This is a genomic window from Salmonella sp. NW177 (assembly GCF_051811585.1).
Taxonomy (GTDB): domain Bacteria; phylum Pseudomonadota; class Gammaproteobacteria; order Enterobacterales; family Enterobacteriaceae; genus Salmonella; species Salmonella enterica.
The window spans coordinates 904713-931011 of record NZ_JAMMZV010000001.1; the positions used below are offsets into that span (position 1 = coordinate 904713).

Genomic DNA, 26299 nt, shown 5'->3' on the forward strand with positions numbered 1-26299 from the left:
CCATGCTGAAAACGATTCGTAAACACGGTATTACGCTGGCGCTTTTTGCCGCAGGCTCTACGGGATTGACCGCGGTGATTAATCAGATGACAAAATCAACCATCCACGAACAAGCGCTGCAACAACAACATGCCTTGTTTGATCAGGTATTGCCGCCAGATCGTTACAATAATAATCTGCAAGAGAGTTGTTATCTGGTCGATGCGCCCGCCCTCGGCAAAGGCACACACCGTGTTTTTATCGCTCGCAAGGATGATAAACCCGTAGCGGCCATCATTGAGGCCACCGCGCCAGATGGCTATTCCGGCGCTATCCAGCTTATTGTTGGCGCAGATTTCAGCGGTACCGTCCTGGGGACGCGCGTGACGGAACATCATGAGACGCCAGGGTTAGGTGATAAAATTGAGCGCCGTTTGTCTGACTGGATTACCCACTTTAGCGGTAAAACCATCAGCGGTGAAAATGATACGCACTGGGCGGTGAAAAAAGATGGCGGTGATTTTGATCAATTTACCGGGGCGACAATAACGCCGCGCGCCGTGGTGAATGCGGTTAAACGCGCCGGGCTGTACGCCGAATCACTGCCCGCTCAGCTCCCCCATTTAACCGCCTGTGGAGAATAACCATGAGCGAAATAAAAGACATTGTTGTTCAGGGGTTATGGAAAAATAACTCTGCTCTGGTGCAGCTACTTGGCCTGTGCCCTTTACTGGCGGTGACGTCTACGGCAACCAACGCTCTGGGTCTGGGTCTGGCCACGACGCTGGTATTAACGCTGACCAACCTTACGGTGTCCGCACTACGTCGCTGGACGCCGGCAGAAATCCGTATCCCAATTTACGTTATGATCATTGCTTCGGTGGTAAGCGCAGTACAGATGCTGATCAATGCGTATGCGTTCGGTTTGTATCAGTCTTTAGGGATTTTTATTCCGTTGATTGTAACGAACTGCATTGTTGTTGGTCGCGCCGAAGCGTTTGCCGCGAAAAAAGGACCGTGGCTTTCCGCGTTGGACGGTTTTTCCATCGGCATGGGCGCGACAGGCGCAATGTTCGTGCTGGGCTCACTGCGCGAGATCCTCGGGAATGGTACGCTTTTCGATGGCGCGGATAGCCTGCTGGGAGGCTGGGCAAAAGTATTACGGGTCGAGATATTTCACACCGACTCGCCTTTCCTGCTGGCGATGCTGCCGCCAGGCGCGTTTATCGGCCTGGGGCTCATGCTGGCGGTAAAATATCTTATTGATGAAAAAATGAAGAAACGCCGCGCCGAAACCGCGCCTTCCGCTGTTCCGGCAGGTGAAACAGGGAAAGTCTGATGAACAAAGCAAAAAGGCTGGAAATTCTGACGCGCCTGCGCGACAACAATCCGCACCCCACAACGGAACTCAATTTCACGTCGCCGTTTGAGTTGCTGATTGCCGTGTTGCTTTCCGCGCAGGCAACCGACGTCAGCGTGAACAAGGCTACCGCCAAACTTTACCCGGTCGCCAATACGCCAGCCGCGATGCTGGAGCTGGGCGTAGAGGGCGTGAAATCCTATATCAAAACTATCGGCTTATTTAACAGTAAAGCGGAAAACGTGATTAAGACCTGCCGTATTTTACTGGACAAGCATAATGGCGAAGTGCCGGAGGATCGGGCGGCGCTGGAAGCGCTTCCCGGCGTGGGGCGTAAAACCGCTAACGTGGTGCTAAATACCGCCTTCGGCTGGCCGACCATCGCCGTTGATACGCATATATTTCGTGTATGCAACCGAACACAGTTCGCGCCGGGTAAAAATGTCGAACAGGTAGAAGAGAAGTTGCTGAAAGTGGTGCCGAATGAGTTCAAAGTGGACTGCCATCACTGGTTAATTTTGCATGGCCGCTATACCTGTATCGCCCGAAAACCCCGCTGCGGCTCCTGCCTCATTGAAGACCTTTGCGAATACAAAGAAAAAGTCGATATTTGATATGGTCGGAGTGCGTCCGTCACGCCAGCGCGCTCCCACCTTCGGCCTGGATCTATTTTAGCCATCAATCATTCCAGTCTCTGTCCTTTTTCTGATGTAATGTGCTTTCGTTTTCCCTTCACGTCAGGTTAATCATTTTTTTAATCGCAAAAATTTCTATCTATCCGTGATCAGGATCACTTTGATAACTTCATGTAAAATTTAATGACACCTAAGGTTACATTTACAACCGGATAGACTGACGCCCCGTTTTCACTACAAAACATTACTCTGCCATTTTTTCAGATAATGGCCTATATCACTGCTTTTCACCTTAAATAGCAGAAGATATCGCCTTTCACCCAAACTAATGGCCTTTTTGCAGTGTAAAAATCTGCCATTCTTCAAATGAAGAAATTTAACGCTGGATAACATTTCTGACATCGGACGATTCAACCAGAAGAGTTATATGTAACAGATTATTACAAAGCTCTTGTCTGGAGAGGAAAGATAGTGAACATTACCTGCCGTTTCCCCTCCAATATAACAATCGGACGGATGAGTCTGACTCATCACGCGCCAGACAATCCCTGTTAATACGGGGCGTAAAAAAGAGGTAAAAGTGTCTACTGCAAACAAAAAACCAACTGAAAGCGTCAGTTTGAACGCTTTCAAACAACCGAAGGCGTTCTATCTCATCTTCTCGATAGAGTTATGGGAGCGTTTTGGTTATTACGGCCTGCAAGGCATTATGGCCGTCTACCTGGTAAAACAACTGGGTATGTCAGAAGCGGATTCCATCACCCTTTTCTCTTCCTTCAGTGCGCTGGTGTACGGCCTGGTCGCCATTGGCGGTTGGTTAGGTGATAAAATTCTGGGCACCAAACGCGTTATTATGCTGGGTGCCGTGGTGCTGGCTATCGGTTATGCGCTGGTCGCATGGTCTGGTCATGACGCTGGCATCGTCTATATGGGCATGGCGGCTATCGCTGTGGGTAACGGTCTGTTTAAAGCTAACCCGTCTTCCCTGCTGTCTACCTGTTACGCGAAGGACGATCCGCGTCTCGACGGCGCATTTACGATGTATTATATGTCCGTCAACATCGGCTCCTTCTTCTCTATGCTGGCGACGCCGTGGCTGGCGGCGCGTTATGGCTGGAGCACCGCGTTTGCGCTTAGCGTCGTCGGTATGCTGATAACCGTCGTTAACTTTGCTTTCTGCCAGCGCTGGGTGAAAAGCTACGGTTCCAAACCCGACTTTGAACCGATCAACTTCCGTAATCTGCTGCTGACAATCGTGGGTATTGTCGTTCTGATTGCGGTCGCCACCTGGCTGCTGCACAACCAGGATATCGCGCGTATGGTGCTGGGCGTAATCGCTCTTGGCATCGTCATTATCTTCGGTAAAGAAGCGTTTTCCATGCACGGCGCGGCTCGCCGTAAAATGATCGTCGCCTTTATTTTGATGCTGCAGGCGATTATCTTCTTCGTACTGTACAGCCAGATGCCGACGTCGCTGAACTTCTTTGCCATTCGTAACGTCGAGCACTCTATTCTCGGTATCGCGTTCGAACCGGAACAGTATCAGGCGCTGAACCCATTCTGGATCATTATCGGCAGCCCGATTCTGGCCGCTATCTATAACAGGATGGGCGATACGCTGCCGATGCCGATGAAATTCGCCATTGGTATGGTGCTGTGTTCCGGCGCGTTCCTGATTCTGCCGCTGGGCGCCAAATTTGCGAACGATGCCGGCATCGTATCCGTAAACTGGCTGATCGCAAGCTACGGCCTGCAAAGTATCGGTGAGCTGATGATCTCCGGTCTGGGACTGGCAATGGTCGCACAGTTGGTTCCGCAGCGTCTGATGGGCTTCATCATGGGTAGCTGGTTCCTGACAACGGCAGGCGCTAACATCATCGGCGGTTATGTCGCCAACCTGATGGCTGTGCCGAGCGACGTGACTGACCCACTGATGTCCCTGGAAGTCTATGGTCGCGTATTTATGCAGATTGGCATAGCAACCGCCGTTATCGCCGTCCTGATGCTGCTGACAGCGCCTAAGCTGAACCGTATGACCCAGGACGATGATACCGCTGAAAAAGGCTCTAAAGCCGCTACAGTTTAATTTTCCGGGAAACAACATTCAGGCCGCTAACTGTGCGTTAGCGGCTTTTTTTTTGCTCGTCCCCGCACTACCATACTTTAAACCTCAGCAAAAAGGAGTTACCGATGAAACTGTTCTACAAACCGGGTGCCTGCTCTCTTGCTTCCCATATTACCCTGCGCGAAATTGGCAAAGACTTTACGCTTGATGGCGTCGATCTCGCAAAAAAACGCCTGGAAAACGGTGATGATTACCTGGCAGTCAACCCTAAAGGACAGGTTCCGGCTCTGCTGCTGGATGACGGCACACTGTTGACTGAAGGCGTCGCCATTATGCAGTACCTCGCCGACAGCGTTCCCGACCGCCAGCTTCTGGCGCCGGTAAGTAGTCTTGCTCGCTATCATACGCTGGAATGGCTCAACTATATTGCAACGGAACTGCATAAAGGCTTTACCCCGCTGTTCCGCCCTGACACGCCGGAAACACTTAAACCCGCCGTTCGCGCCGGTCTGGAAAAGAAATTGCAGTATGTGGATGAGTCGCTTTCAGACGACCAGTGGATTTGCGGCCAGCGTTTTACCATTGCAGACGCTTATCTGTTTACCGTATTGCGTTGGGCCTATGGCGTAAAACTGAATATGGACGGGTTAACGCATATTGAAAGTTATATGCAGCGTGTCGCAAAAAGACCGACCGTTGCGGCAGCGCTTAAAGCGGAAGGACTGAATTAATGTCATGTTGCCGGATAGCTCGCTGTACCGCCATCCGGCCTCTTTTTAGCAGCAATGCTTACAGCCGCGTTGCGCTGAAGTAATGTTCAGGGTTAGCGATCCTGTCCTGGGCCGCCACGACCTGCAGTTCGTACTCCTGCATCGTTTTGGTGGCGATCATAATCTCATAGACTGCCGCCGTAACGTGCTCCAGCGCCTGCTGCAACGTCGCGCCCTGCAAAAGTTTGACCAGCAATAAACCACTGGTGACATCGCCAACGCCAACCGGCTGACGTGAGCCGAAATCCACCAGCGGACGGCTAATATGCCAGGCTTCCTGCGCTGTCACCAGCAGCATTTCAAAGCGTTCTGAACTGTAACCGGCGCGGGCGAGATGTTTTACCAGTACAATTTCTGGCCCCTGAGCAATCAGTTCGCGCGCCGCCTGCACGGCGTCATCCACACTATTCACGCTATGTTTGCTGAGAATTTCCAGTTCAATCAGGTTAGGCGCGATAATATCGCTGGCGGGTAGCGCATAACGCACATGGAACTCTGCGACGCCAGGCGCCACGATACAGCCCTTTTCCGGATGCCCCATCACGGGATCGCAGAAATATTTTGCCTGCGGATTTGCCGCTTTAACCTGGCGCACAATACCGAGAATGTGTTCTCCCTGCTCGGCAGATCCCAGGTAACCGCTAAGTACGGCGTCGCAGTGCGCTAACTGGCCAATGTCCGCAATCCCCTGGACAATCTCAGTCAGATGGCTGGGCGGCATGACACAGCCAGTCCATTTACCATATTGCGTGTGGTTAGAAAACTGAACGGTATTCAGCGGCCAAACATTCGCGCCAAGACGGCGCATGGGAAATTCGGCGGCGCTGTTGCCCGCATGTCCGAAAACAACATGGGACTGGATAGCGAGGATATTCTTCATTTTTTTACCTGAACATCAAAAATAAGGGAGTGATTTCTCACTCCCTGTTACTTAATGCCTTATTTCCAGCAAATCAGACAATAGTTCTTTTTGCCGCGACGTAATAAGGTATAGCGGCCAAACAGACGGTCCTCATCGTTAAAGATGTATTCAGGATCGGATTGTTTTTCACCATTGATAGTGACAGCGTTGGAGGCGATAGTCTTACGCGCCTGACCACGTGATGGCTGGAGTTCGGCGTCTACCAGCGCCTGCATCAGGTCGGCGCCTTTTTCCATTTCAACCATCGGTACGCCGTCCTGCGCCAACTGCTCAAAGTCAGCTTCGCTCAGCGCGCTCAGTGAACCGCTGAACAGACATTCAGTGATCCGTTTCGCCGCGACCAGCCCCTCTTCACCATGAACCAGGCGCGTCACCTGCTCGGCCAGCACATACTGCGCGCGCGGCGCTTTACCGCTGTTTTTATCTTCTTCTTCCAGGGCATTGATCTCTTCAATATCCATAAAAGTGAAGAATTTCAGGAAGCGATAAACATCGGCATCTGCGGTGTTAATCCAGAACTGGTAGAATTTGTACGGACTGGTTTTCTTCGGATCCAGCCAGACAGCGCCGCCTTCGGTTTTACCGAATTTCGTGCCGTCAGCTTTGGTGATCAGCGGAACGGTCAAACCAAATACCTGATTCTGGTGCAGGCGACGGGTCAGGTCGATACCGGAAGTGATGTTCCCCCACTGGTCAGAACCGCCAATCTGTAAGGCAACGCCGTGCAGTTTATTCAGACAAGCGAAGTCGTACCCCTGTAGCAGGTTATAAGAGAACTCCGTGAAAGAGATACCCTGATCGTCACGGTTCAGACGCTGCTTCACCGCTTCTTTGTTGATCATCTGATTAACGGAAAAATGTTTACCGATATCGCGCAGGAAAGTCAGCACATTCATGCTGCCGAACCAGTCATAGTTATTGGCCGCGATGGCGGAGTTTTCGCCGCAATCAAAGTCCAGGAATGGGGCAACCTGTTTACGAATTTTCGCCACCCACTCCTGAACGGTCTCTTCAGTGTTCAGTTTACGCTCGGCGGCTTTGAAGCTCGGGTCGCCAATCAGACCGGTCGCGCCGCCTACCAGCGCAACAGGTTTGTGCCCTGCCTGCTGGAAGCGTTTCAGGCATAACAATGGAACCAGATGCCCCAAATGCAAGCTGTCAGCGGTAGGATCGAAGCCGCAATAGAGCGCGATCGGGCCTTGCGCCAGTCGCTCTGCCAACGCGTCTTCGTCCGTCACCTGGGCTACCAGCCCCCGCTCTTGCAATTGTTTAATCAAGTTACTGCTTGCCATCAAAATCTCCATGTATAAAACGACTGCACCTTTGCCGGTACACGACTTTTCGCCAGACGCGAAAGAGACATAGCATAAAACGGCGGATTCATCCGCACCAGTGCTTAAAACAAGATTTTTGCATCTTTAGGGCGCAAGACGGTCGATTTTCCATGCGCCGTCGTCGCGTTGGTATAAAAAGCGATCGTGCAGACGATGTTCGCCGCCCTGCCAGAACTCCATCTGTTCGATACTCACGCGAAAACCGCCCCAGAAGCTGGGTAACGGCACTTCGCCCTGTTGAAACTTCTGCTTGAGCTCCAGGAATTTGCTTTCGAGGATACCGCGCGCGGAAATGCGGCTGGATTGTTTAGAGACCCATGCGCCGATCTGGCTGTCGCGCGGACGGCTGTGGAAATACCTCACCACCTCAAGAGTGGAGAGACGCTCGGCTTTGCCTGTCACCATCACCTGGCGTTCAAGCATATGCCAGGGAAATAACAGGCTGATACGCGGATTGTGCTCAATTTGATGCGCCTTGCGGCTTCCCAGGTTGGTATAAAAGACCAGGCCTTTTTCATCATAATGCTTGAGCAATACAATACGCTGGTACGGTTGCCCCTTGTCATCTACGGTCGCCACGACCATTGCCGTCGGATCGGCCAGTCTGGCGTCGCACGCTTGCCCAAGCCAGCGCTCAAATAAGGTTAACGGTTCAGCGGGTAAATCGCGGCGACGCAAGCCGCCTTTCGTGTATTCACGGCGCAGATGCGCGATCTGCTGCAATTGGTCGTTATCAGACATGGCGTTGATCAGAAATAATCAGTGGGTGGCGCTATTGTGCGCCCCCATACTGAAAATCTCAACGCTTCGGATTTTGTAACTGACAGTTATTAAGCACAATTCTGTCTCGTTTATAGACCGTGGCGCTCTCGCCTTGCGACCAGAAAACATAAATCCCGTCGGTATAACGCGCGCCCGAGGCCGAGATTCCTTGCTTCAGGGTCAGCAGCTTATTGTCATAAACAAAACTGACCTCTTCACGCGGGTTATTGACTTTAACGGTAAGCGGCTTCTCATCACACTGGTATTCCAGCGTATCCGTTTGCATACGTTCAACAAATTGTTGATAAACGCTACAGCCGGTCAGCAGCACAGGTAAACACATTATTGCGATCTTTTTCATAGGCATATCCCGAAAGCTCTCCTGCTTCTGGAAGGCAAACGCCCCTTCCTGACCTTGCTAGTTTACCGATATAGGGTCCGGGAAAAATTCAGTTAACTCTGAGTTATTGGGTTAGCCGGGTAAATAGCGCCTAAAACACTGGCTTCTGTAGCCCCCGTCACGGAAGGTAAATTTCCCGGCAGGCCCGCGAGCGTTCGCCAGGCAAGCCATGCAAAGGCCAGCGCTTCCATATCATCGCCGCTGATCCCCGCCTTATCGGTGGTCGAAACCTCGATACCGGGCAACAGCGCCGCCAGACGGGCCATCACTAACGGATTCCGGCTTCCGCCGCCACAGACCATCAGCCGCTCGCAGCCGCCATTGAGCAGCACCTGTTGGGCGATGGAGACCGCCGTCAGCTCCGCCAGCGTGGCCTGTACATCGCGCGCGTCTGCGCCAGGGAAAGCCGTAAGATGACGCTCTAACCAGCCATAGTTGAAATATTCGCGTCCTGTACTTTTGGGCGCCGACGCAGCAAAGTACGGATCGCGCAACATCTTTTGCAGCAATGGAAGAATAACCTGACCTTCTTTCGCCCATGCCGCGTCTTTGTCGTAGGGCTGCGCGCATTGTCGCCAAATCCACGCATCCATCAACATATTACCCGGCCCCGTGTCGTACCCGCGCACCGCCTGTCCGGGGAAAAGCAGAGATAAATTGGCGATGCCGCCGATATTCAGGACCATACGTTTTTCCGTCGGATGTCCCAACAGCGCGTGATGGAAAGCGGGCACCAGCGGCGCGCCTTGTCCGCCCAGCGCAATATCCCGCCGCCGAAAATCGCCGACCACTGTAATCCCCGTATGGGCGACGATGTGATTATTATCGCCAATTTGCAGCGTATGCGGGGCCTCGCCGGTCGGCTCATGCCAGACCGTTTGCCCATGACAACCAATGGCGACGATATCCCGCGGCTGCAAACGTTGTTGCGCTAACAGCGCATTAACCGCCTGTGCAAAAAGTCGGCCTAACTGGGTATCCAGCTGGCCGAGTTGCGAGAGCGTAAGCGGTTGTCCCTGGCAAATATCGAGAATGCCTTTTTTCAGATGAACGGGAATGGGCCAGGTGAGACTTGCCTGTTGCGCAACCATGGTTTCATCAATTGCCGCCAGTACAACATCCACGCCATCAAGGCTGGTCCCGGACATAACGCCAATAAAACGGCCCGATTTCATACCTCTTCCTTATTAAGCTGGGTTAAGCCTTAACACTCGGCATAACGTATTTTGCAATGCGATGCCCGCGTCACGTTTTTTGCCGTGCCGTCCACGGATATCAATAACCTATCTTTTCTTGCTTCCCACTTCGTTTAAGATTAGTTAATTAACTTCTGATTATGATTTTTACATTCTTTCGGCAGAAGATATGACCTTAACTGCATAAATGCCATATAATTTAGCTATAGGGATGCTGAAATAGCGTTTCGTGAAGAACAGGAGATGGGTAAATGATTAAACGTGTACTGGCCGTTTCACTGATGGGGTTATCCTTAGCTGGGTGTGTTAACAATGATAGCCTTTCGGGTGATGTTTATACCGCATCCGAGGCTAAACAAGTTCAGAATGTAACGTACGGTACTATCGTTAACGTTCGTCCGGTTCAAATTCAGGGCGGTGATGATTCTAACGTGATTGGCGCTATCGGCGGCGCGGTGTTGGGCGGATTCCTCGGCAACACTATCGGCGGCGGTACGGGTCGTTCACTGGCGACCGCGGCAGGCGCGGTGGCTGGTGGCGTAGCGGGCCAGGGCGTCCAGAGCGCAATGAATAAAACCCAGGGTGTGGAACTGGAAATTCGTAAAGACGATGGCAACACCATTATGGTTGTGCAGAAACAAGGAAATACGCGTTTCTCGGCAGGTCAGCGTGTCGTACTGGCCAGCAACGGCAGCCAGGTTACTGTCTCTCCACGCTAAACCAGGCTTTACGTGTGGTCACATGGCCACACGTATGCCCCTGCACCTCAATCGTGAGAGTGCAATTCCATAATGTTGTGTTCAAGTTTAGCGACAAGTTTAATCAGAAGCTCAATCTCCTCTGAAGAAATCCCAGCCAAAATTTCACCGCGCGTTTTATGAATGACCGCTTCCATCTCAGCGATCAGCGGCTCCGCTTTCTCGGTCAGTTTAATGCGCTTAGCGCGACGATCGCTGGCGCAGGTTTGCCGCGAAATTAGCCCCTTGTCTTCAAGTTGATCCAACGTGCGTACCAGCGATGGCTGCTCAATGCCTATCGCTTTAGCCAATTGAATCTGCGACTGGTCAGGCGGCAATTGATGAATATTGTGCAACGTGACCCAATGTGTCTGCGTCAATTCCAGAGGCTTGAGGCGATGGTCAATCAGAGCACGCCAAATGCGCACCAACCGTGCCAGATCAGAACCTAGTGGCGATTCCAATTTCATCTCCTTATAATTAGCTTGCTAAGTTATTATGCTGATTTTAGAATAGTGTGCAGTATTTGTATTCTCAAAACAAATGTATTGCTAAATTTGCTTACCAATAGACATTTTTTCAGACATAGTGCGCACCTGGCACCTGTAGCTTCAGTTTTGGCTAAAACTAAAGCATCAACGTCTGACGCAAAGGAACATTGCTTGTGAAGTGTATACTCAACGCCACAGGATTGCCCTTACAAGATCTCATGTTGGGAGCATCTGTTTACTTTCCGCCATTCTTTAAAGCCTTTGCGCTTGGGTTCGTTATCTGGTTGTTTATTCACCGACTCCTGCGTGACCGGATATACTCTGATGAAATCTGGCATCCCCTGTTAATGGATCTCTCCCTCTTTACGCTTTGCGTATGTCTGGGCCTCGTTTTACTGATCGCGTGGTAAATATGTCGTTAAAAACAATAAAATATTTTTCTACTCTCATTGTCGCCGTCGTCGCCGTTCTGGCCGCGTGGTGGTTATGGAATTACTATATGCAATCGCCTTGGACGCGCGATGGTAAAATCCGCGCGGAACAGGTCAGCGTAACGCCGCAGGTTTCTGGCAGCATTACCCAACTCAATATCAAAGATAATCAGTTCGTCAACGCCGGGGACGTTCTCTTTGTCATTGATAAAACGCCCTTCCATATTGCAGAACTTAACGCGCAGGCGCAGTTGGCCAAAGCGCAGTCCGATCTGGCAAAAGCGAATAATGAAGCCGATCGACGTCGACATTTATCGCGTAACTACATCTCTGCTGAAGATCTGGATAGCGCCAATCTGAATGTTAAAGCGATGCAGGCCAGCGTAGATGTCGCACTGGCAACGTTAAAACAGGCGCAGTGGCAGCTTAGCCAGACGGAAGTAAAAGCGCCGGTATCCGGCTGGGTGACCAACCTTTCTACGCGTACCGGTGATTATGCCAGTACCGGTAAGCCGCTTTTCGCCCTGGTAGATAGCCATTCATTTTATGTAATGGGATATTTCGAAGAAACCAAACTACGCCACATCCGCGAAGGTGAGCCTGCATTAATAACACTGTATAGTGGCAATGTTAAGTTACAGGGTCACGTTGGCAGTATCGGGCGCGCTATTTACGACCAAAGCGTAGAAAGTGACTCCGGTTTAGTGCCCGATATCAAACCCAACGTACCGTGGGTACGGCTGGCGCAACGCGTACCGGTACGTATCGAATTTGACGCTTTGCCGCAGGATATCACGCTCGTCTCCGGCACTACCTGCAGCGTAGCCATTGGGCAGCGGTAATGAAACTCTCCCTGCCGGCACTGCGAAATACGCCCTGGTTTAAAGCGACCTCCGGCCAATGGCGTTACGCGTTGCGCAATACCATTGCCATGTGTCTCGCGCTGACATTCGCTTATTATCTCAATCTGGATGAGCCCTACTGGGCGATGACTTCAGCCGCAGTGGTGAGCTTTCCGACCGTAGGCGGCGTAATCAGTAAAAGTCTGGGGCGTATTGCCGGGAGTTTACTCGGCGCAACCGCCGCGTTAATTATTGCTGGCCATACGCTGAATGAACCCTGGTTGTTCTTGTTTAGCATGGCCGCCTGGATCGGTTTTTGTACCTGGGCCTGCGCGCATTTTACCAATAATGCCGCTTATGCTTTCCAGTTGTCCGGCTACACGGCGGCGATCATCGCGTTCCCGATGGTTAATATTGTAGAAATCACGCAGTTGTGGGATATCGCCCAAACGCGCGTATGTGAAGTTATCGTCGGCATCCTCTGTGGCGGCATGATGATGATGATCCTGCCCAGCACATCGGATGGCACTGCCCTGCTCACCGCGTTGAAAAACATGCATGCGCGCTTGCTGGAACATGCCAGTCTACTGTGGCAGCCGGAGACTACCGACGCCATCCGCTCCGCGCATGAGGGCGTCATTGGGCAAATCCTGACCATGAACCTGCTGCGTATTCAGGCCTTCTGGAGTCACTACCGTTTTCGCCGCCAGAATGCATTGCTAAATGCATTGTTACACCAGCAATTACGGCTAACCAGCGTGATCTCCAGTCTGCGTAGAATGCTTTTAAACTGGCCGACGCCGCCGGAAAACAGCCGCGAAGTTATTGAACAACTCTTAGCCGCGCTAGCGAAACCGCGCGCGGACAGCTACACCGTGGCGCGGATTATTGCGCCGCTACGCCCGCAGGATGAACAGGATTATCGTCACCTCGCGTTCTGGCAGCGATTACGCTATTTTTGCCACTTATATCTGCGCAGCAGCCGTCAGTTATATCTGATCGAAAGCGGCGCGCCGGTGGATCAAATCCATATCCGCCGCACTCCCGGCCTTGCGCGGCATACGGATAACGCAGAGGCCATCTGGAGCGGCGTGCGTACCTTTTGCACGCTCACGGTAATTGGCGCCTGGAGTATTGGCGCGCAATGGGAATCAGGGCCCGGGGCATTAACCCTGGCGGCGATCAGTTGCGTCCTCTACTCCATCGTCGCCACGCCGTTTAAGTCGCTCACCTTATTGATGCGTACTTTAGTGCTGCTGTCCTTATTCAGCTTCGTGGTGAAATTTGGCCTGATGGTGCAAATCACCGATCTGTGGCAATTCTTACTTTTCCTTTTCCCGCTGTTCGTCACGATGCAACTGCTTAAACTGCAGATGCCTAAGCTGGCGGGACTGTGGGGGCAGCTTATCGTTTTTATGGGCTCATTCATCGCCGTGACCAATCCGCCGGTGTACGACTTCGCCGACTTCCTTAACGATAATACCGCCAAGATCGTCGGCGTCGCGATTTCCTGGCTGGCGTTTGCGATTTTGCGCCCCGGTTCCGATGCCGTAAAAAGCCGCCGTCATATCCGCGCGCTACGCCGGGATTTCGTCGATCAGCTTAGCCGTCACCCTTCCCATAGCGAAAGCGAGTTTGAATCGCTGACCTATCATCACGTCAGTCAGCTCAGCAATAGCCAGGATGCGCTGGCGCGCCGGTGGTTATTACGTTGGGGAGTGGTACTGCTGAACTGCTCGCATGTGGTATGGCAGCTGCGCGCCTGGGAGTCGCGTTCCGATCCGCTTTCCCGGGTGCGGGATATTTGTATATCCCTGCTGCGCGATGTGATGAGCGAGCGCGGCGTGCAGCAACGCCCGCTTGCCGTCACGCTACAGGAACTACAGCGTATCTGCGACACGCTCGCACATCATCATCAACCCGCCGCGCATGAGCTGGCGGCGATTATCTGGCGTTTACACTGTTCGCTGTCGCAGCTGGAACAGGCTCCAGCGCAGGGAACACTGTCTCCGGGTTATTTAATGACGCCGCAGGCGTAACGCATTCCGCCGCCGCCGAGCGGTTTCGGCTGATCGGACATGTTATCGCCGCCCACATGGATCATGAGCGCTTTATCTTTCACTTCATCAAGAGACTTCAGACGTGGCGCAGTAACCGGTTCGGTGGCGATACCATCATTATTAACGACTAACACCGGGAGGTCGCCCAGATGCCCCTGGCCTTCCGGTCCTTCATGCTTGCCGGTATTTTGTGGGTCCAGATGACCACCAGCGGCTTCTGCGGCAACCGCTTTGCCGTCTTTAATCGCGGGCTGGCAGCTACCGTTGGCATGAATGTGAAAACCATGCTCGCCCGGCGGCAACGCTTTAAGGTGTGGGGTAAATTTTAAGCCGCCTTCGGTTTCATCGATGACGACGGTGCCGATAGACTGTCCTACGCCTTGCGCCGTCACCAGGTTCATCTCTACTTTCTCGCTGGCGGCCTGCGCACCCGCACAGGCCAACAGCGTCACCATCGCTAAACTTAATCGCTTCATAAAACCTCCGTTACATGTGGTCGCCTGTTAAGTGTAAACCACTGGCGAAAACATGAACGGAAAGTCAACGAGTTGGCGATTACGGCACGTCATAACCCAGTGCCGCCTTGCGGATTCGGAACCACTGTTGACGCGACAATGACAGCGTTTCCGCTTCTAGTGCGGCGCGTACGCGTTCGATTTTACCCGAGCCAATAATCGGCAGCGGCTGCGACGGCAAACGTAAAATCCAGGCATAGACCACCTGTTCAATAGAACTGGCGTTGAGTTCTTGCGCGATAACGGAAAGTTCCTGGCGCAACGGCTGATAAGCCTCATCATTAAACAGACGACCGCCGCCAAGACATGACCAGGCCATCGGACGAATACGCAGTTGCTGTAATTGATCTAATGTGCCGTCCAGCAACAAAGGCTGGTGAACCGGCGAGATCTCCACCTGGTTGGTCGCCAGGGTGAACGGCAGGCGCGATTGCAGTAACGTAAATTGCGCTGGCGTAAAATTAGAAACGCCAAAATGGCGCACTTTGCCGCTTTGGTGCAGATGTTGAAACGCCTCGGCGACGTCATCCGCATCCATTAACGGATCGGGACGGTGAATTAACAACATATCCAGATAATCTGTCGCCAGATTTTTTAATGACTGTTCGGCGCTCAGAATAATATGGCGGCGATCGGTAATATAATGACCGAGCCTATTTTCCGCTCTGGCGGTGGTCGCAATACCGCATTTGGTAACGATTTGCAGTTTTTCCCGCAAATGCGGCGCCAACGTTAGCGCCTCGCCAAACGCCGCTTCGCATTGATAACCGCCATAAATGTCCGCATGGTCAACGGTAGTGACGCCCAAATCCAGATGTTCTTCGATAAAACTCACTAACTGACGCGCGGACATATTCCAGTCCATCAAACGCCAGTAACCCATGACAAAACGCGAAAACTCCGGGCCTTGTGGAGCGATGGTGACACGCTGAACCATAACAGATTCCTCATAGAGAATAATGAGGTTGAGTATACGCAATTCCGCGTTTAAAAGAGTGAAGGTTGTTGAGGATCTTCCGATGGGAGAGGCTTGTTTGCGCGTATTTTACGCAAGAAACGCTGGCGACAAAGCCGCAGTACATTTTGTTTCTCGGCATCGCTCATTTTTTGCCAGTTAAACCGTTCGTCGCGGCTGCGCATACAGCCCCGACAAAAGCCACGCTCATCAGACTGGCAGATACCGCGACATGGGCTTGCTACAGGAAAAAACTCCAACTGCTCGGCCACATCCCCTCCTCAACGTTTGGCGCTTATGACTATTGAAGACGCTAACTGACATTATGGCAACTCTGCTTGCAGTAGACCGACTGGTCTACTATACTGCCTGCTATGAATAAGCAAACCGAACACGATACCCGCGAACATCTGCTGGCCACCGGCGAGCAGCTTTGTATGCAACGGGGTTTTACCGGCATGGGGCTTAGCGAGTTGCTCAAAACCGCCCAGGTGCCTAAAGGGTCGTTTTATCACTACTTTCGCTCGAAAGAAGCCTTCGGCGTCGCCATGCTTGAGCGACATTATGCCTGCTATCATCAGCGTCTTATGGCGCACTTCACCTCCGGTCCCGGTAATCATCGCGATCGTCTTCTCGCCTGGTATCAGGAAACGTTAAAGCAGTTTTGCCAGCAAGGCGCCATCAGCGGTTGCCTGACGGTGAAACTGTCAGCGGAAGTCTGCGATCTGTCGGAGGATATGCGCTCTACGATGGATAAAGGGGCGCAGGAGATCATGGCACTGCTTGCACGCGCGCTGGAAGATGGCCGTAATAGCCACTGTTTACATTTCACCGGCCAGCCGTTGCCACAGGCGCAGGTACTTTATGCCCTGTGGCTGGGCGCCAATTTGCAGGCCAAAATATCCCGTAGCGCCGCGCCGCTGGAAAATGCGTTGGCGCATGTTAAGACCATCATTGCAACGCCTGAGCAGTAACAGGCGTTTTTATTTCCTTTATTACAAGACGACCGGTCTACTTACATCAGGAGCCACTATGTCATCAGCAAAACTGTTTACCCCCCTCAAGGTGGGTGCCATCACGGCGACAAATCGCGTATTTATGGCGCCTTTGACGCGTTTGCGGAGTATTGAACCGGGCGACATTCCTACGCCGTTAATGGCGGAATATTACCGTCAACGCGCCAGCGCCGGATTGATCATCAGCGAAGCCACACAAATCTCCGCACAGGCGAAAGGCTATGCCGGCGCACCGGGATTACACAGCGATGAGCAGATCGCCGCCTGGAAAAAAATCACTCAGGGAGTCCATACCCAGGGCGGCCATATGGCGGTGCAACTGTGGCATACGGGCCGTATTTCACACGCCAGCCTGCAACCAGGCGGACAAGCGCCCGTCGCGCCATCCGCTATCAATGCGGGAACCCGCACCTCTTTGCGTGACGAAAACGGCCAGGCCATCCGCGTAGAGACTTCCACGCCGCGCGCGCTGGATACTCACGAGATCCCCGGGATCGTCAACGATTTCCGCCAGGCTATCGCCAATGCCCGAGAGGCAGGCTTCGATCTGGTGGAGCTGCACTCCGCGCACGGTTATCTGCTGCACCAGTTCCTCTCACCGTCTTCTAATCACCGTACCGATCAGTACGGCGGCAGCGTAGAGAATCGCGCCCGTCTGGTGCTGGAGGTGGTTGATGCCGGCATTAAGGAATGGGGCGCGGACCGTATCGGCATCCGCCTTTCTCCTGTCGGCACTTTCCAGAATGTCGATAACGGCCCGAATGAAGAAGCTGACGCCCTTTATCTGATTGAAGCGTTAGGCAAACGCGGCATCGCTTATCTGCATATGTCTGAACCAGACTGGGCGGGCGGCGAACCGTACAGCGACGCGTTCCGTGAAAAAGTGCGCGCGCGTTTCCACGGTCCCATCATCGGCGCTGGCGCCTATACGCCAGAAAAAGCGGAAGATCTGATCGAAAAAGGGCTGATTGACGCCGTGGCGTTTGGTCGCGATTACATCGCTAACCCGGATCTGGTGGCGCGTCTGCAACGTAAAGCGGAACTTAATCCACAGCGTCCCGAAAGTTTTTATGGCGGCGGCGCGGAAGGCTACACTGACTACCCTACTCTGTAATTTCATTGATAGCGGCCGCACATCGCCGCTATACTTTGAATATCTTGACTATTTTAAGGACAACGAAAATGCGTTTATTGCATACTATGCTGCGTGTCGGCGATTTGCAGCGTTCCATCGCTTTTTACACCAACGTTCTGGGCATGAAATTGCTGCGTACCAGTGAGAATCCGGAATACAAATACTCGCTGGCCTTTGTGGGATATGGTCCGGAAACGGAAGAAGCGGTCATCGAACTAACCTATAACTGGGGCGTTGAGAGCTATGACATGGGCAATGCGTACGGGCACATCGCGCTGAGCGTTGATAATGCCGCTGAAGCCTGTGAACGTATTCGTCAGAACGGCGGCAACGTGACCCGTGAAGCGGGGCCGGTAAAAGGCGGTTCGACCATCATCGCCTTCGTTGAAGATCCGGATGGCTATAAAATCGAATTGATTGAAGCTAAAGACGCAGGCCGCGGTCTGGGTAACTGATCCCCCGCCGGGCGCAGGTCACTGCGCCCGTTGTTTTACTGCATCCCGGCGTAAAATTTGCCATAATACGCGCTGCATTTTTTCGTATTAAGAGACTCAGATGTCCGATAACGCTCAACTTTCCGGTCTGTGCGACCGTTTTCGTGGTTTTTATCCTGTCGTCATCGACGTTGAAACTGCAGGATTTAACGCTAAAACCGATGCGCTGCTCGAAATCGCCGCCATCACGCTGAAAATGGATGAACAAGGCTGGCTGATGCCGGACACGACGCTGCATTTCCATGTGGAGCCGTTCGCTGGAGCCAACTTACAGCCGGAAGCGCTTGCGTTTAACGGTATCGATCCCTCTAACCCGCTACGCGGCGCGGTGAGTGAATATGAGGCGCTACACGCTATTTTCAAAATGGTGCGTAAAGGTATCAAAGACAGCGGTTGTAGCCGCGCCATTATGGTCGCGCATAACGCCACTTTTGATCACAGTTTTATGATGGCCGCCGCAGAGCGCGCCTCGCTGAAACGTAACCCGTTTCATCCGTTCGTCACCTTTGATACTGCGGCATTGAGCGGACTGGCGCTGGGACAAACGGTGTTATCAAAAGCGTGCCTGGCGGCAGGTATGGAGTTTGACGGTGAAAAGGCACATTCCGCTTTGTATGATACCGAGCGGACAGCGGTGCTGTTTTGTGAAATCGTCAATCGCTGGAAGCGCCTGGGCGGCTGGCCGTTACCTTTGCCGACGGACAAATAACGAGGCTAACAACGCCACTCTTGCTCACGATGGCGGTAAAAAAGCGACCTTTACAGGTCGCTTTCCCCTTTCACAGATTACTCTGCGTCCGGCTCCTGAGTTTTATATTTTGCCGCAGTTTCTTTAATAAGCTGCTGCAACTCACCACGCTGATACATTTCAATCACAATATCACACCCGCCGACCAGCTCGCCGTCCACCCACAGTTGTGGGAATGTCGGCCAGTTGGCGTATTTCGGTAATTCAGCGCGAATATCCGGGTTTTGCAGGATATCAACATAGGCAAAACGTTCCCCGCAGGCTGAAAGCGCCTGAACGGCCTGCGCAGAGAAACCACAGCTTGGCAGTTTCGGTGAACCTTTCATATACAGGAGAATCGGGTTTTCAGCGATCTGGCGCTGAATTTTTTCGATAGTGGTGCTCATTGTCTCGCTTCCTTAAACTACTTTTACGACCGAAGCCTGTCATTGTAACGGGTCAGGCTGGCAACGGAAAATAACATTTTCATCATGCCTTATTATTTTACCGTCTGCGGGAATAAGTTGTATACAAAATATCTTTTAAGCGGGTTGCCGCGCAGTGATTTGTAGATAACGCGTTCGTGTTTAGCATTAATTGCTATTTTTTTACATCTGTTAACGAAACACAGCTTCAGAAACCAAAAGCAATTACCAATCTGTGCTTTTGTAGATTAGAATTATCAGGTTTTGTAAATCATACGCAGGCATGAATCGCCTGCCTTTAACAGAGGATTGCTCAGTGGCGCGGATAAACAAAATCTCGATCACGCTCTGTGCTTTACTTTTTACTACTCTCCCCTTTACGCCAATGGCCCATGCTTCCAGGCAAGCCAAAGCGACGCCTGCTGTTTCTCATGTCACGAAAACGGCAGATAAAAAGAAAAGCACAACGAAAAAGATCAGTAAAACCAGCAAAAAAAACGTAAAAAAAACCTCAAAAACCAGCCGTTCTTCTTCCGCTTCTACGCCAAAACGTACCACCGCCTCCACAAAATCTCGTCATACGACGCATCGTCGTAACAGAACCGCGCCCACGTCAATCGCCGCCCTCGACGTAACGGAAAAATGCACGACGCGTAAAGGCCGTAAGCCGCACTGCGTGAAGGGGAAAGGAACATTGCCGGTCTCTATTGCCGATGCGCATCGTGCAAAAGTACAAAAAGCGACGAAAACCGCGATGTCCAAGCTCATGAATCAGATTGGTAAACCGTATCACTGGGGAGGCGCATCGCCGCGCACCGGTTTTGATTGCAGCGGTCTGGTTTATTATGCCTATAAAGATTTAGTGAAGATCCGTATCCCCCGAACGGCGAATGAGATGTATCACCTGCGTGACGCGGCGCCCATTGAGCGTAGCGAGTTGAAAAACGGCGATCTGGTGTTCTTTCGTACGCAGGGGCGCGGCACCGCCGATCACGTTGGCGTCTATGTCGGCAACGGTAAGTTTATTCAGTCCCCGCGCAGCGGTCAGGAAATTAAGATCACCTCACTGAACGAAGAGTACTGGCAGCGTCATTATGTCGGCGCCCGCCGGGTGATGACGCCTAAAACAATTCGCTAATATTTTATCCTGTCGTTTAACGACAGGATAACTTCTTCTTTTGCGCCACCTCTCAATTTGCTACCCTATCCTTACGCGCACCAGGGTTATTGTGCGTGCGCAATATTAATAATAAGGAGAGAAGCAATGTCGTTCGAATTACCTGCATTACCGTATGCCAAAGATGCTCTGGCGCCGCATATTTCTGCTGAGACGCTGGAATATCACTATGGCAAACATCATCAGACTTACGTGACCAATCTTAACAATTTGATCAAAGGCACGGCGTTTGAAGGCAAATCGCTGGAAGAGATCGTGCGCACTTCCGAAGGCGGCATCTTTAATAACGCCGCTCAGGTGTGGAACCACACCTTCTACTGGAACTGCCTGGCGCCAAACGCCGGTGGCGAACCGACCGGGAAACTGGCTGATGCTATCGCGGCATCTTTTGGCAGCTTCGCGGAATTTAAAGCGCAGTTCACCGATGCCGCTATCAAAAACTTTGGTTCCGGATGGACATGGCTGGTAAAAAGCGCTGATGGCAAACTGGCTATCGTTTCTACCTCAAATGCCGGTACGCCGCTGACTACGGATGCAACGCCGTTGCTGACGGTTGATGTGTGGGAACACGCGTATTACATCGACTACCGCAACGCCCGTCCAAACTATCTGGAGCATTTCTGGGCGCTGGTTAACTGGGAATTTGTTGCGAAAAATCTCGCCGCATAAGTCTGAGTACGCAGAAGGTACGCCTTCTGCGTTTTAGAGAGGGATAGAATAGAGGAGACGCCCACCCTCAGAAGAGAGGAAATCAGTGCAGAGCGGCCGTTAATCCACCTGCGACAATCACGCCCAGAACAATCAGCGTAGTAATCAACGAAAATTTCAGGTCGGTACTCATCAAGTTTTCTCCTTTTTATTCCCACACAAAAAGTGATATAGCGCATTTTTGCACATTCCCGCACAAAAATCTCTCATGTTTTATATTGATAACTGTTTTTAACGCTTCCCCTTTTCCTCAAGATCAGACAAAATTCCAGGCTTACTGAATTAGCGTAACGGCCATTGACCCCTTCCTGACGTTCCGTGTCGTTTTTCCGGCGTGCCGCAACCCTGATGTTGCGATTAGGGTGTGTGTAGGCAAACGTTTACCTGGCGTTTCTCAGGAGCTTAGCGAGGGTCTGGAGTGAAATGTAATGGCAACAATTAAAGATGTAGCGAAACGAGCAAACGTTTCCACTACAACTGTATCACACGTAATCAACAAAACGCGTTTTGTCGCTGAAGAAACGCGTAACGCGGTCTGGGCGGCAATTAAAGAGCTGCACTACTCTCCCAGCGCCGTCGCGCGTAGCCTGAAGGTTAACCATACCAAGTCGATAGGCTTACTGGCGACCAGCAGCGAAGCGGCCTATTTTGCCGAAATTATCGAGGCAGTTGAAAAAAACTGTTTCCAGAAAGGCTATACGCTGATTTTAGGCAACGCCTGGAATAACCTGGAAAAACAGCGCGCCTACCTGTCCATGATGGCGCAAAAGCGCGTGGATGGCCTGCTGGTGATGTGTTCTGAGTATCCAGAACCTCTGCTTTCCATGCTGGAAGAGTATCGCCATATTCCGATGGTGGTGATGGACTGGGGTGAAGCGAAGGCCGATTTTACCGACACGGTGATTGATAACGCCTTTGCAGGCGGCTATATGGCGGGTCGTTATCTGGTTGAGCGCGGCCACCGGGATATCGGCGTTATTCCCGGCCCGCTGGAGCGCAACACCGGCGCGGGCCGGCTGGCAGGCTTTATGAAAGCCATGGAGGAGGCGCTGATCAACGTGCCGGACAACTGGATTGTTCAGGGCGACTTCGAGCCGGAATCCGGTTACCACGCGATGCAGCAAATTTTATCGCAGTCACATCGCCCTACCGCCGTTTTCTGCGGCGGCGATATTATGGCGATGGGCGCGCTTTGCGCGGCTGACGAAATGGGGCTTCGCGTACCGCAGGACGTTTCGGTGATCGGTTATGACAATGTGCGTAACGCCCGTTACTTTACCCCGGCGCTGACGACGATTCACCAGCCCAAAGACTCTTTAGGCGAAACCGCATTTAATATGCTATTGGATCGCATCGTCAATAAGCGTGAAGAGTCACAGTCTATTGAAGTTCATCCACGCCTGGTTGAGCGTCGCTCGGTCGCTGACGGCCCGTTTCGCGACTATCGGCGTTAATCCCCGCTGTCGGGAGCCTCTTCTGGCTCCCGCAGCCACTCCCGATTCAACGTTTCGCTATCGCCCAAATAGTCCAGCAGCCATGCCAGCGCGGGCGAGGCTTCGTTTTGCTGCCACGTCACGCAACAGGCCGCATCGGGAAACGGATTCTCTAACGTCAGCGCCACCCATTTTCCGCTGTCTATCCACTGTCGGGCAAAATGCGTCGGCACCATTCCCACGCATAGTCCTGCCGACAGGCAGGTTGCCGATGACTCCCAGTCCGGTACGACGACCCTTTTTTGGTTATCCAGCAGCCAGGTAATCCGTTTCGGTAAGGTTCGCGAAGTGTCTTCCCTGACCAGCGACGGCCAGTTGCGCAGGGTATCATCGCTTAACGGCCCAGGCATCGACGCCAGCGGGTGATCGCTTGCCACTACGCAGCTCCAGCTCAGGGTCCCCATATCCCGAAAAGCGTAACGCCCCCCTACCGGAATCGCCTGCGTCGCCCCAATCGCCAGTTCGACACGCCCGTCGGAGAGCGCGTCCCAGACGCCGTTAAACACCTCCTGAAAAACCAGCAGTTCAACATCGTCAAAATGACGATAGAAATCGACGATCATCTGCCGGGTACGTTCTGGTCTGACGATATTGTCCACCGCAATAGCTAACTGCCCACGCCAGCCATTAGCAATTTGCTGACACTGCTGGCGAGTGATCTGCATTTTTTTGATAACAGAACGCCCTTCTTTTAAAAACCAGATGCCAGCAGGCGTTAGTTCAACATCACGGTGACGTCGTACAAAAAGCGGTACGGCCAGCCACTCCTCTAACTGACGAACGGTGTAACTGACTGCTGAAGGTACACGGTGCAGTTCTTGCGCCGCCGCGCTAAAACTGCCATTGCGCGCCACGGCGTCAACCACTTCAAGCGAGTATTCCGACCACATAATTTGCCTACAAAAATTTTGAATTCACTGGACAAATATTAACGTTTCACAACCGTAATTTCACTCCCTACACTCTGCGACAATGTCTGTCTGATAAGAAAGAGAAACAAATATGCAACCTGGAAAAGGTTTTTTAGTCTGGTTAGCCGGTCTTAGCGTGCTGGGATTTCTGGCTACGGACATGTACCTGCCCGCGTTTGCCGCCATACAGGCGGATTTACAAACGCCTGCCGCCGCGGTCAGCGCCAGCCTCAGCCTGTTTTTAGCTGGCTTTGCCGTCGCGCAACTCCTCTGGGGACCGCTATCGGATCGTTATGGCCGTAAACCGATTTTACTGCTGGGGTTATCTATCTTTGCACTCGGAAGTCTGGGGATGCTGTGGGTAGAAAGCGCGGCAGCACTGCTGACGCTGCGCTTTGTGCAGGCCGTCGGCGTTTGTGCGGCAACGGTAATCTGGCAAGCGCTGGTGACCGATTATTATCCTTCGCAAAAAATTAATCGTATCTTCGCCACTATCATGCCACTGGTGGGATTATCCCCGGCGCTTGCGCCCTTACTGGGAAGCTGGATACTGACGCATTTCTCATGGCAGGCGATTTTCGCCACCCTGTTCGTGATTACGTTGTTGCTGATGTTGCCGGCGCTGCGCTTAAAACCATCGGTAAAAGCGCGTACCGAAGGACAGGATAAACTCACTTTCGCGACGTTGTTACGCTCTAAAACCTATCGCGGTAATGTGCTGATTTATGCCGCCTGTTCCGCCAGCTTTTTTGCGTGGCTAACAGGGTCCCCGTTTATTCTCAGCGCGATGGGTTACAGCCCGGCAGTGATTGGCCTGAGCTATGTTCCGCAAACCATCGCTTTTCTGATTGGCGGATATGGTTGCCGCGCGGCGCTACAAAAATGGCAGGGCTACCAATTGCTTCCGTGGCTGTTAGGGCTGTATGCGCTGAGCGTTATCGCCACATGGGGAGCGGGCCTTCTGAATAATGCCTCACTGGTGGAGATCCTGATTCCTTTCTGCGTAATGGCGATTGCTAATGGCGCCATCTACCCTATCGTCGTCGCGCAAGCGTTACGCCCTTTCCCTCAAGCCACGGGGCGCGCTGCGGCGCTACAAAATACGCTGCAACTGGGGTTATGTTTCCTGGCAAGCCTGGTGGTTTCATGGCTCATCAGCACGCCGCTGCTGACCACCACCAGCGTAATGCTCTCTACCGTTGTTCTGGCGGCGTTAGGTTACAAAATGCAGTCTCATGCAGATTGCGCTGAGACCGGGTTTCCTCATGCCAATGTCGCCCACGACAAGTCTCACTAAAAGCTTGTTAACCGCTGGTAATTAGCACGCTAACAATTTTCGGTTGAATCATCAAAAATTGCGGCCTATACTGATTCACGGTTGTTTATATTACGATAATTATTAGGCATTAACGGGAACCGGAGCGTTCCCGATTCACCATGGATGGCCTTTTCGGCAAGGGTTCCTCCCTTCCTCTGTTCTACGTCGGATAACTGGCTCACGGAATTGTCCGTGGGATTTCTCACAAAGCCAAAAAAGCGTCTACGCTGTTTTAAGGTTCTGATCACCGTCCAGTGATGGAGAAACTATGAGTTCATCGTGTATAGAAGAAGTCAGCGTACCGGATGATAACTGGTACCGAATCGCCAACGAATTGTTAAGTCGTGCGGATATTACAATTAATGGTTCCGCCCCGTCTGACATTCGTGTTAAGAATCCCGATTTTTTTAAACGCGTCCTTCAGGAAGGATCGTTGGGGTTAGGTGAGAGTTACATGGATGGCTGGTGGGAATGCGAGCGTCTGGATATTTTCTTCAGCAAAGTCTTACGTGCCGGTCTTGAAAATCAACTCCCCCACCATGTTAAAGATACGCTCCGTATCCTCGGCGCGCGTCTGATTAATCTACAAAGTAAAAAACGCGCCTGGATTGTCGGCAAGGAACATTACGATCTTGGTAATGACCTTTTTTCCCGTATGCTCGATCCCTATATGCAATATTCTTGCGCCTACTGGAAAGATGCCGATACGCTGGAAGCGGCACAGCAAGCCAAGCTGAAATTAATTTGCGAAAAGCTACAGCTACAACCGGGGATGCGTGTGCTGGATATCGGCTGCGGCTGGGGCGGCCTGTCGCAATATATGGCGACCCATTATGGCGTTAGCGTGGTGGGCGTAACGATCTCCGCTGAACAACAAAAAATGGCGCAGACGCGTTGCGAAGGTCTGGATGTCTCCATTCTCCTGGAAGATTATCGCGACCTTAACGATCAGTTTGACCGAATCGTCTCTGTCGGCATGTTCGAACATGTCGGGCCAAAAAACTACAACACCTATTTTGAGGTCGTTGACAGGAATTTAAAACCGGATGGTCTTTTCCTGCTCCATACTATTGGTTCTAAAAAAACCGATCATAATGTCGATCCGTGGATCAATAAGTATATTTTCCCCAACGGTTGTTTGCCGTCTGTTCGTCAAATCGCCGAGGCCAGCGAATCACACTTTGTAATGGAAGACTGGCATAACTTTGGCGCCGACTATGACACGACGCTGATGGCGTGGCATGAGCGCTTTATCAATGCCTGGCCAGAGATTGCGGGCAATTATAACGAGCGCTTTAAACGTATGTTCAGCTATTATCTCAATGCCTGCGCGGGTGCGTTTCGCGCGCGTGATATCCAGCTTTGGCAGGTGGTATTTACGCGCGGCGTTGAAAACGGTCTGCGCGTTCCTCGCTAATCATCACCCCCGCATTTCATGCGG

At 52.2% G+C, this 26299-nt stretch carries 30 protein-coding genes; 18 read left to right on the forward strand and 12 right to left on the reverse strand.

Features of this window, described 5'->3' with window-relative positions:
* Nucleotides 1–2: 2 nt before the first annotated feature.
* The 5 genes from rsxG (at nt 3) to gstA (ending at nt 4770) form a co-directional block, all read left to right on the forward strand.
* The gene (gene rsxG / locus NA986_RS04640; RefSeq protein WP_000920823.1) at nt 3–623 is read left to right on the forward strand and encodes an electron transport complex subunit RsxG; all 621 of its coding nucleotides are present in this window, start codon (nt 3–5) and stop codon (nt 621–623) included.
* Nucleotides 624–625: 2 nt separating this feature from the next.
* Nucleotides 626–1318 (forward strand): electron transport complex subunit E, encoded by a 693-nt coding sequence (locus tag NA986_RS04645; RefSeq protein ID WP_001289628.1) that lies wholly within the window; start codon nt 626–628, stop codon nt 1316–1318.
* On the forward strand, nt 1318–1953 hold the full coding sequence (gene nth / locus NA986_RS04650; RefSeq protein ID WP_001030318.1) for an endonuclease III: 636 nt from the start codon (nt 1318–1320) through the stop codon (nt 1951–1953). The genes NA986_RS04645 and nth overlap by 1 nt, the downstream gene beginning before the upstream one ends.
* Nucleotides 1954–2554: 601 nt before the next feature.
* The gene (dtpA, locus tag NA986_RS04655; RefSeq protein ID WP_000100911.1) at nt 2555–4060 is read left to right on the forward strand and encodes a dipeptide/tripeptide permease DtpA; all 1506 of its coding nucleotides are present in this window, start codon (nt 2555–2557) and stop codon (nt 4058–4060) included.
* 104 nt (nt 4061–4164) lie between these two features.
* Nucleotides 4165–4770, forward strand: a complete 606-nt coding sequence (gene gstA, locus NA986_RS04660) for a glutathione transferase GstA (RefSeq protein ID WP_000765727.1) — start codon at nt 4165–4167, stop codon at nt 4768–4770.
* A 58-nt stretch (nt 4771–4828) separates the two neighbouring features.
* Here gstA and pdxY read toward each other — a convergent pair whose 3' ends face one another.
* From pdxY to anmK, 5 genes are all read right to left on the reverse strand, one after another.
* The gene (pdxY, locus tag NA986_RS04665; RefSeq protein ID WP_000789740.1) at nt 4829–5689 is read right to left on the reverse strand and encodes a pyridoxal kinase PdxY; all 861 of its coding nucleotides are present in this window, start codon (nt 5687–5689) and stop codon (nt 4829–4831) included.
* Between the two features lie 59 nt (nt 5690–5748).
* The gene (gene tyrS / locus NA986_RS04670; protein WP_000168626.1) at nt 5749–7023 is read right to left on the reverse strand and encodes a tyrosine--tRNA ligase; all 1275 of its coding nucleotides are present in this window, start codon (nt 7021–7023) and stop codon (nt 5749–5751) included.
* Nucleotides 7024–7149: 126 nt separating this feature from the next.
* Nucleotides 7150–7806: a pyridoxamine 5'-phosphate oxidase gene (gene pdxH, locus NA986_RS04675; protein WP_001282334.1), complete on the reverse strand. Its 657-nt coding sequence runs from the start codon at nt 7804–7806 to the stop codon at nt 7150–7152.
* Between the two features lie 58 nt (nt 7807–7864).
* Nucleotides 7865–8194 (reverse strand): C-type lysozyme inhibitor, encoded by a 330-nt coding sequence (gene mliC, locus NA986_RS04680; RefSeq protein ID WP_001132086.1) that lies wholly within the window; start codon nt 8192–8194, stop codon nt 7865–7867.
* 86 nt (nt 8195–8280) lie between these two features.
* Nucleotides 8281–9402: an anhydro-N-acetylmuramic acid kinase gene (anmK, locus tag NA986_RS04685; RefSeq protein ID WP_000835021.1), complete on the reverse strand. Its 1122-nt coding sequence runs from the start codon at nt 9400–9402 to the stop codon at nt 8281–8283.
* A gap of 272 nt (nt 9403–9674) precedes the next feature.
* Between anmK and slyB the strand changes: the two genes are divergently transcribed.
* Nucleotides 9675–10142: an outer membrane lipoprotein SlyB gene (slyB, locus tag NA986_RS04690; protein ID WP_000597179.1), complete on the forward strand. Its 468-nt coding sequence runs from the start codon at nt 9675–9677 to the stop codon at nt 10140–10142.
* A 47-nt stretch (nt 10143–10189) separates the two neighbouring features.
* Here slyB and slyA read toward each other — a convergent pair whose 3' ends face one another.
* Nucleotides 10190–10630, reverse strand: a complete 441-nt coding sequence (gene slyA, locus NA986_RS04695; RefSeq protein ID WP_000764552.1) for a transcriptional regulator SlyA — start codon at nt 10628–10630, stop codon at nt 10190–10192.
* 194 nt (nt 10631–10824) lie between these two features.
* Between slyA and NA986_RS04700 the strand changes: the two genes are divergently transcribed.
* From NA986_RS04700 to NA986_RS04710, 3 genes are read left to right on the forward strand one after another with little or no spacing between them, the layout of a single operon-like run.
* The gene (locus NA986_RS04700; protein ID WP_000649755.1) at nt 10825–11061 is read left to right on the forward strand and encodes a DUF1656 domain-containing protein; all 237 of its coding nucleotides are present in this window, start codon (nt 10825–10827) and stop codon (nt 11059–11061) included.
* Between the two features lie 2 nt (nt 11062–11063).
* Nucleotides 11064–11924 (forward strand): efflux RND transporter periplasmic adaptor subunit, encoded by an 861-nt coding sequence (locus NA986_RS04705; RefSeq protein WP_001538147.1) that lies wholly within the window; start codon nt 11064–11066, stop codon nt 11922–11924.
* The gene (locus NA986_RS04710; RefSeq protein WP_023216757.1) at nt 11924–13963 is read left to right on the forward strand and encodes an FUSC family protein; all 2040 of its coding nucleotides are present in this window, start codon (nt 11924–11926) and stop codon (nt 13961–13963) included. The genes NA986_RS04705 and NA986_RS04710 overlap by 1 nt, the downstream gene beginning before the upstream one ends.
* On the opposite strand, the gene sodC2 is transcribed toward NA986_RS04710, so the two are convergent.
* The 3 genes from sodC2 to NA986_RS04725 form a co-directional block, all read right to left on the reverse strand.
* On the reverse strand, nt 13939–14460 hold the full coding sequence (gene sodC2 / locus NA986_RS04715; RefSeq protein ID WP_000826820.1) for a superoxide dismutase [Cu-Zn] SodC2: 522 nt from the start codon (nt 14458–14460) through the stop codon (nt 13939–13941). The two genes, NA986_RS04710 and sodC2, sit on opposite strands and share 25 nt — an antisense overlap.
* Nucleotides 14461–14539: 79 nt before the next feature.
* On the reverse strand, nt 14540–15436 hold the full coding sequence (locus NA986_RS04720; RefSeq protein WP_000250721.1) for an aldo/keto reductase: 897 nt from the start codon (nt 15434–15436) through the stop codon (nt 14540–14542).
* Between the two features lie 50 nt (nt 15437–15486).
* Nucleotides 15487–15726, reverse strand: coding sequence for a DUF1289 domain-containing protein (locus tag NA986_RS04725; RefSeq protein ID WP_001538148.1), 240 nt, complete (start codon nt 15724–15726; stop codon nt 15487–15489).
* Nucleotides 15727–15828: 102 nt separating this feature from the next.
* Here NA986_RS04725 and NA986_RS04730 point away from each other — a divergent pair, with 102 nt between their 5' ends.
* From NA986_RS04730 to rnt, 4 genes are all read left to right on the forward strand, one after another.
* The gene (locus tag NA986_RS04730; RefSeq protein WP_001660120.1) at nt 15829–16428 is read left to right on the forward strand and encodes a TetR/AcrR family transcriptional regulator; all 600 of its coding nucleotides are present in this window, start codon (nt 15829–15831) and stop codon (nt 16426–16428) included.
* A 58-nt stretch (nt 16429–16486) separates the two neighbouring features.
* The gene (locus tag NA986_RS04735; protein WP_000092944.1) at nt 16487–17584 is read left to right on the forward strand and encodes an alkene reductase; all 1098 of its coding nucleotides are present in this window, start codon (nt 16487–16489) and stop codon (nt 17582–17584) included.
* Nucleotides 17585–17652: 68 nt separating this feature from the next.
* Nucleotides 17653–18060, forward strand: a complete 408-nt coding sequence (gene gloA / locus NA986_RS04740; RefSeq protein WP_001237787.1) for a lactoylglutathione lyase — start codon at nt 17653–17655, stop codon at nt 18058–18060.
* A gap of 100 nt (nt 18061–18160) precedes the next feature.
* Nucleotides 18161–18808, forward strand: a complete 648-nt coding sequence (gene rnt, locus NA986_RS04745) for a ribonuclease T (RefSeq protein WP_001282272.1) — start codon at nt 18161–18163, stop codon at nt 18806–18808.
* Nucleotides 18809–18885: 77 nt separating this feature from the next.
* Here the strand turns inward: rnt and grxD are convergent, their stop codons facing one another.
* Nucleotides 18886–19233 (reverse strand): monothiol glutaredoxin 4, encoded by a 348-nt coding sequence (gene grxD / locus NA986_RS04750; RefSeq protein ID WP_000108176.1) that lies wholly within the window; start codon nt 19231–19233, stop codon nt 18886–18888.
* Nucleotides 19234–19567: 334 nt separating this feature from the next.
* On the opposite strand from grxD, the gene NA986_RS04755 reads away from it, so the two are divergent.
* Together NA986_RS04755 and sodB are read left to right on the forward strand one after the other, a co-directional pair.
* Nucleotides 19568–20389: a C40 family peptidase gene (locus tag NA986_RS04755; protein ID WP_001520344.1), complete on the forward strand. Its 822-nt coding sequence runs from the start codon at nt 19568–19570 to the stop codon at nt 20387–20389.
* 126 nt (nt 20390–20515) lie between these two features.
* Nucleotides 20516–21097, forward strand: a complete 582-nt coding sequence (gene sodB / locus NA986_RS04760; RefSeq protein WP_000007299.1) for a superoxide dismutase [Fe] — start codon at nt 20516–20518, stop codon at nt 21095–21097.
* An 82-nt stretch (nt 21098–21179) separates the two neighbouring features.
* Here sodB and cydH read toward each other — a convergent pair whose 3' ends face one another.
* The gene (gene cydH, locus NA986_RS04765; protein WP_000102277.1) at nt 21180–21269 is read right to left on the reverse strand and encodes a cytochrome bd-I oxidase subunit CydH; all 90 of its coding nucleotides are present in this window, start codon (nt 21267–21269) and stop codon (nt 21180–21182) included.
* 295 nt (nt 21270–21564) lie between these two features.
* Between cydH and purR the strand changes: the two genes are divergently transcribed.
* Entirely contained in the window at nt 21565–22590 is a 1026-nt protein-coding gene (gene purR, locus NA986_RS04770; RefSeq protein WP_000190993.1) for an HTH-type transcriptional repressor PurR, read from the forward strand.
* Here purR and punR read toward each other — a convergent pair.
* Nucleotides 22587–23519, reverse strand: a complete 933-nt coding sequence (gene punR / locus NA986_RS04775; RefSeq protein ID WP_000269513.1) for a DNA-binding transcriptional activator PunR — start codon at nt 23517–23519, stop codon at nt 22587–22589. The genes purR and punR overlap by 4 nt on opposite strands.
* 112 nt (nt 23520–23631) lie before the next feature.
* Here punR and punC point away from each other — a divergent pair, with 112 nt between their 5' ends.
* Nucleotides 23632–24837, forward strand: a complete 1206-nt coding sequence (gene punC, locus NA986_RS04780; RefSeq protein WP_001182316.1) for a purine nucleoside transporter PunC — start codon at nt 23632–23634, stop codon at nt 24835–24837.
* Nucleotides 24838–25126: 289 nt separating this feature from the next.
* Nucleotides 25127–26275 (forward strand): cyclopropane fatty acyl phospholipid synthase, encoded by a 1149-nt coding sequence (gene cfa / locus NA986_RS04785; RefSeq protein ID WP_000098879.1) that lies wholly within the window; start codon nt 25127–25129, stop codon nt 26273–26275.
* Nucleotides 26276–26299 lie beyond the last annotated feature (24 nt).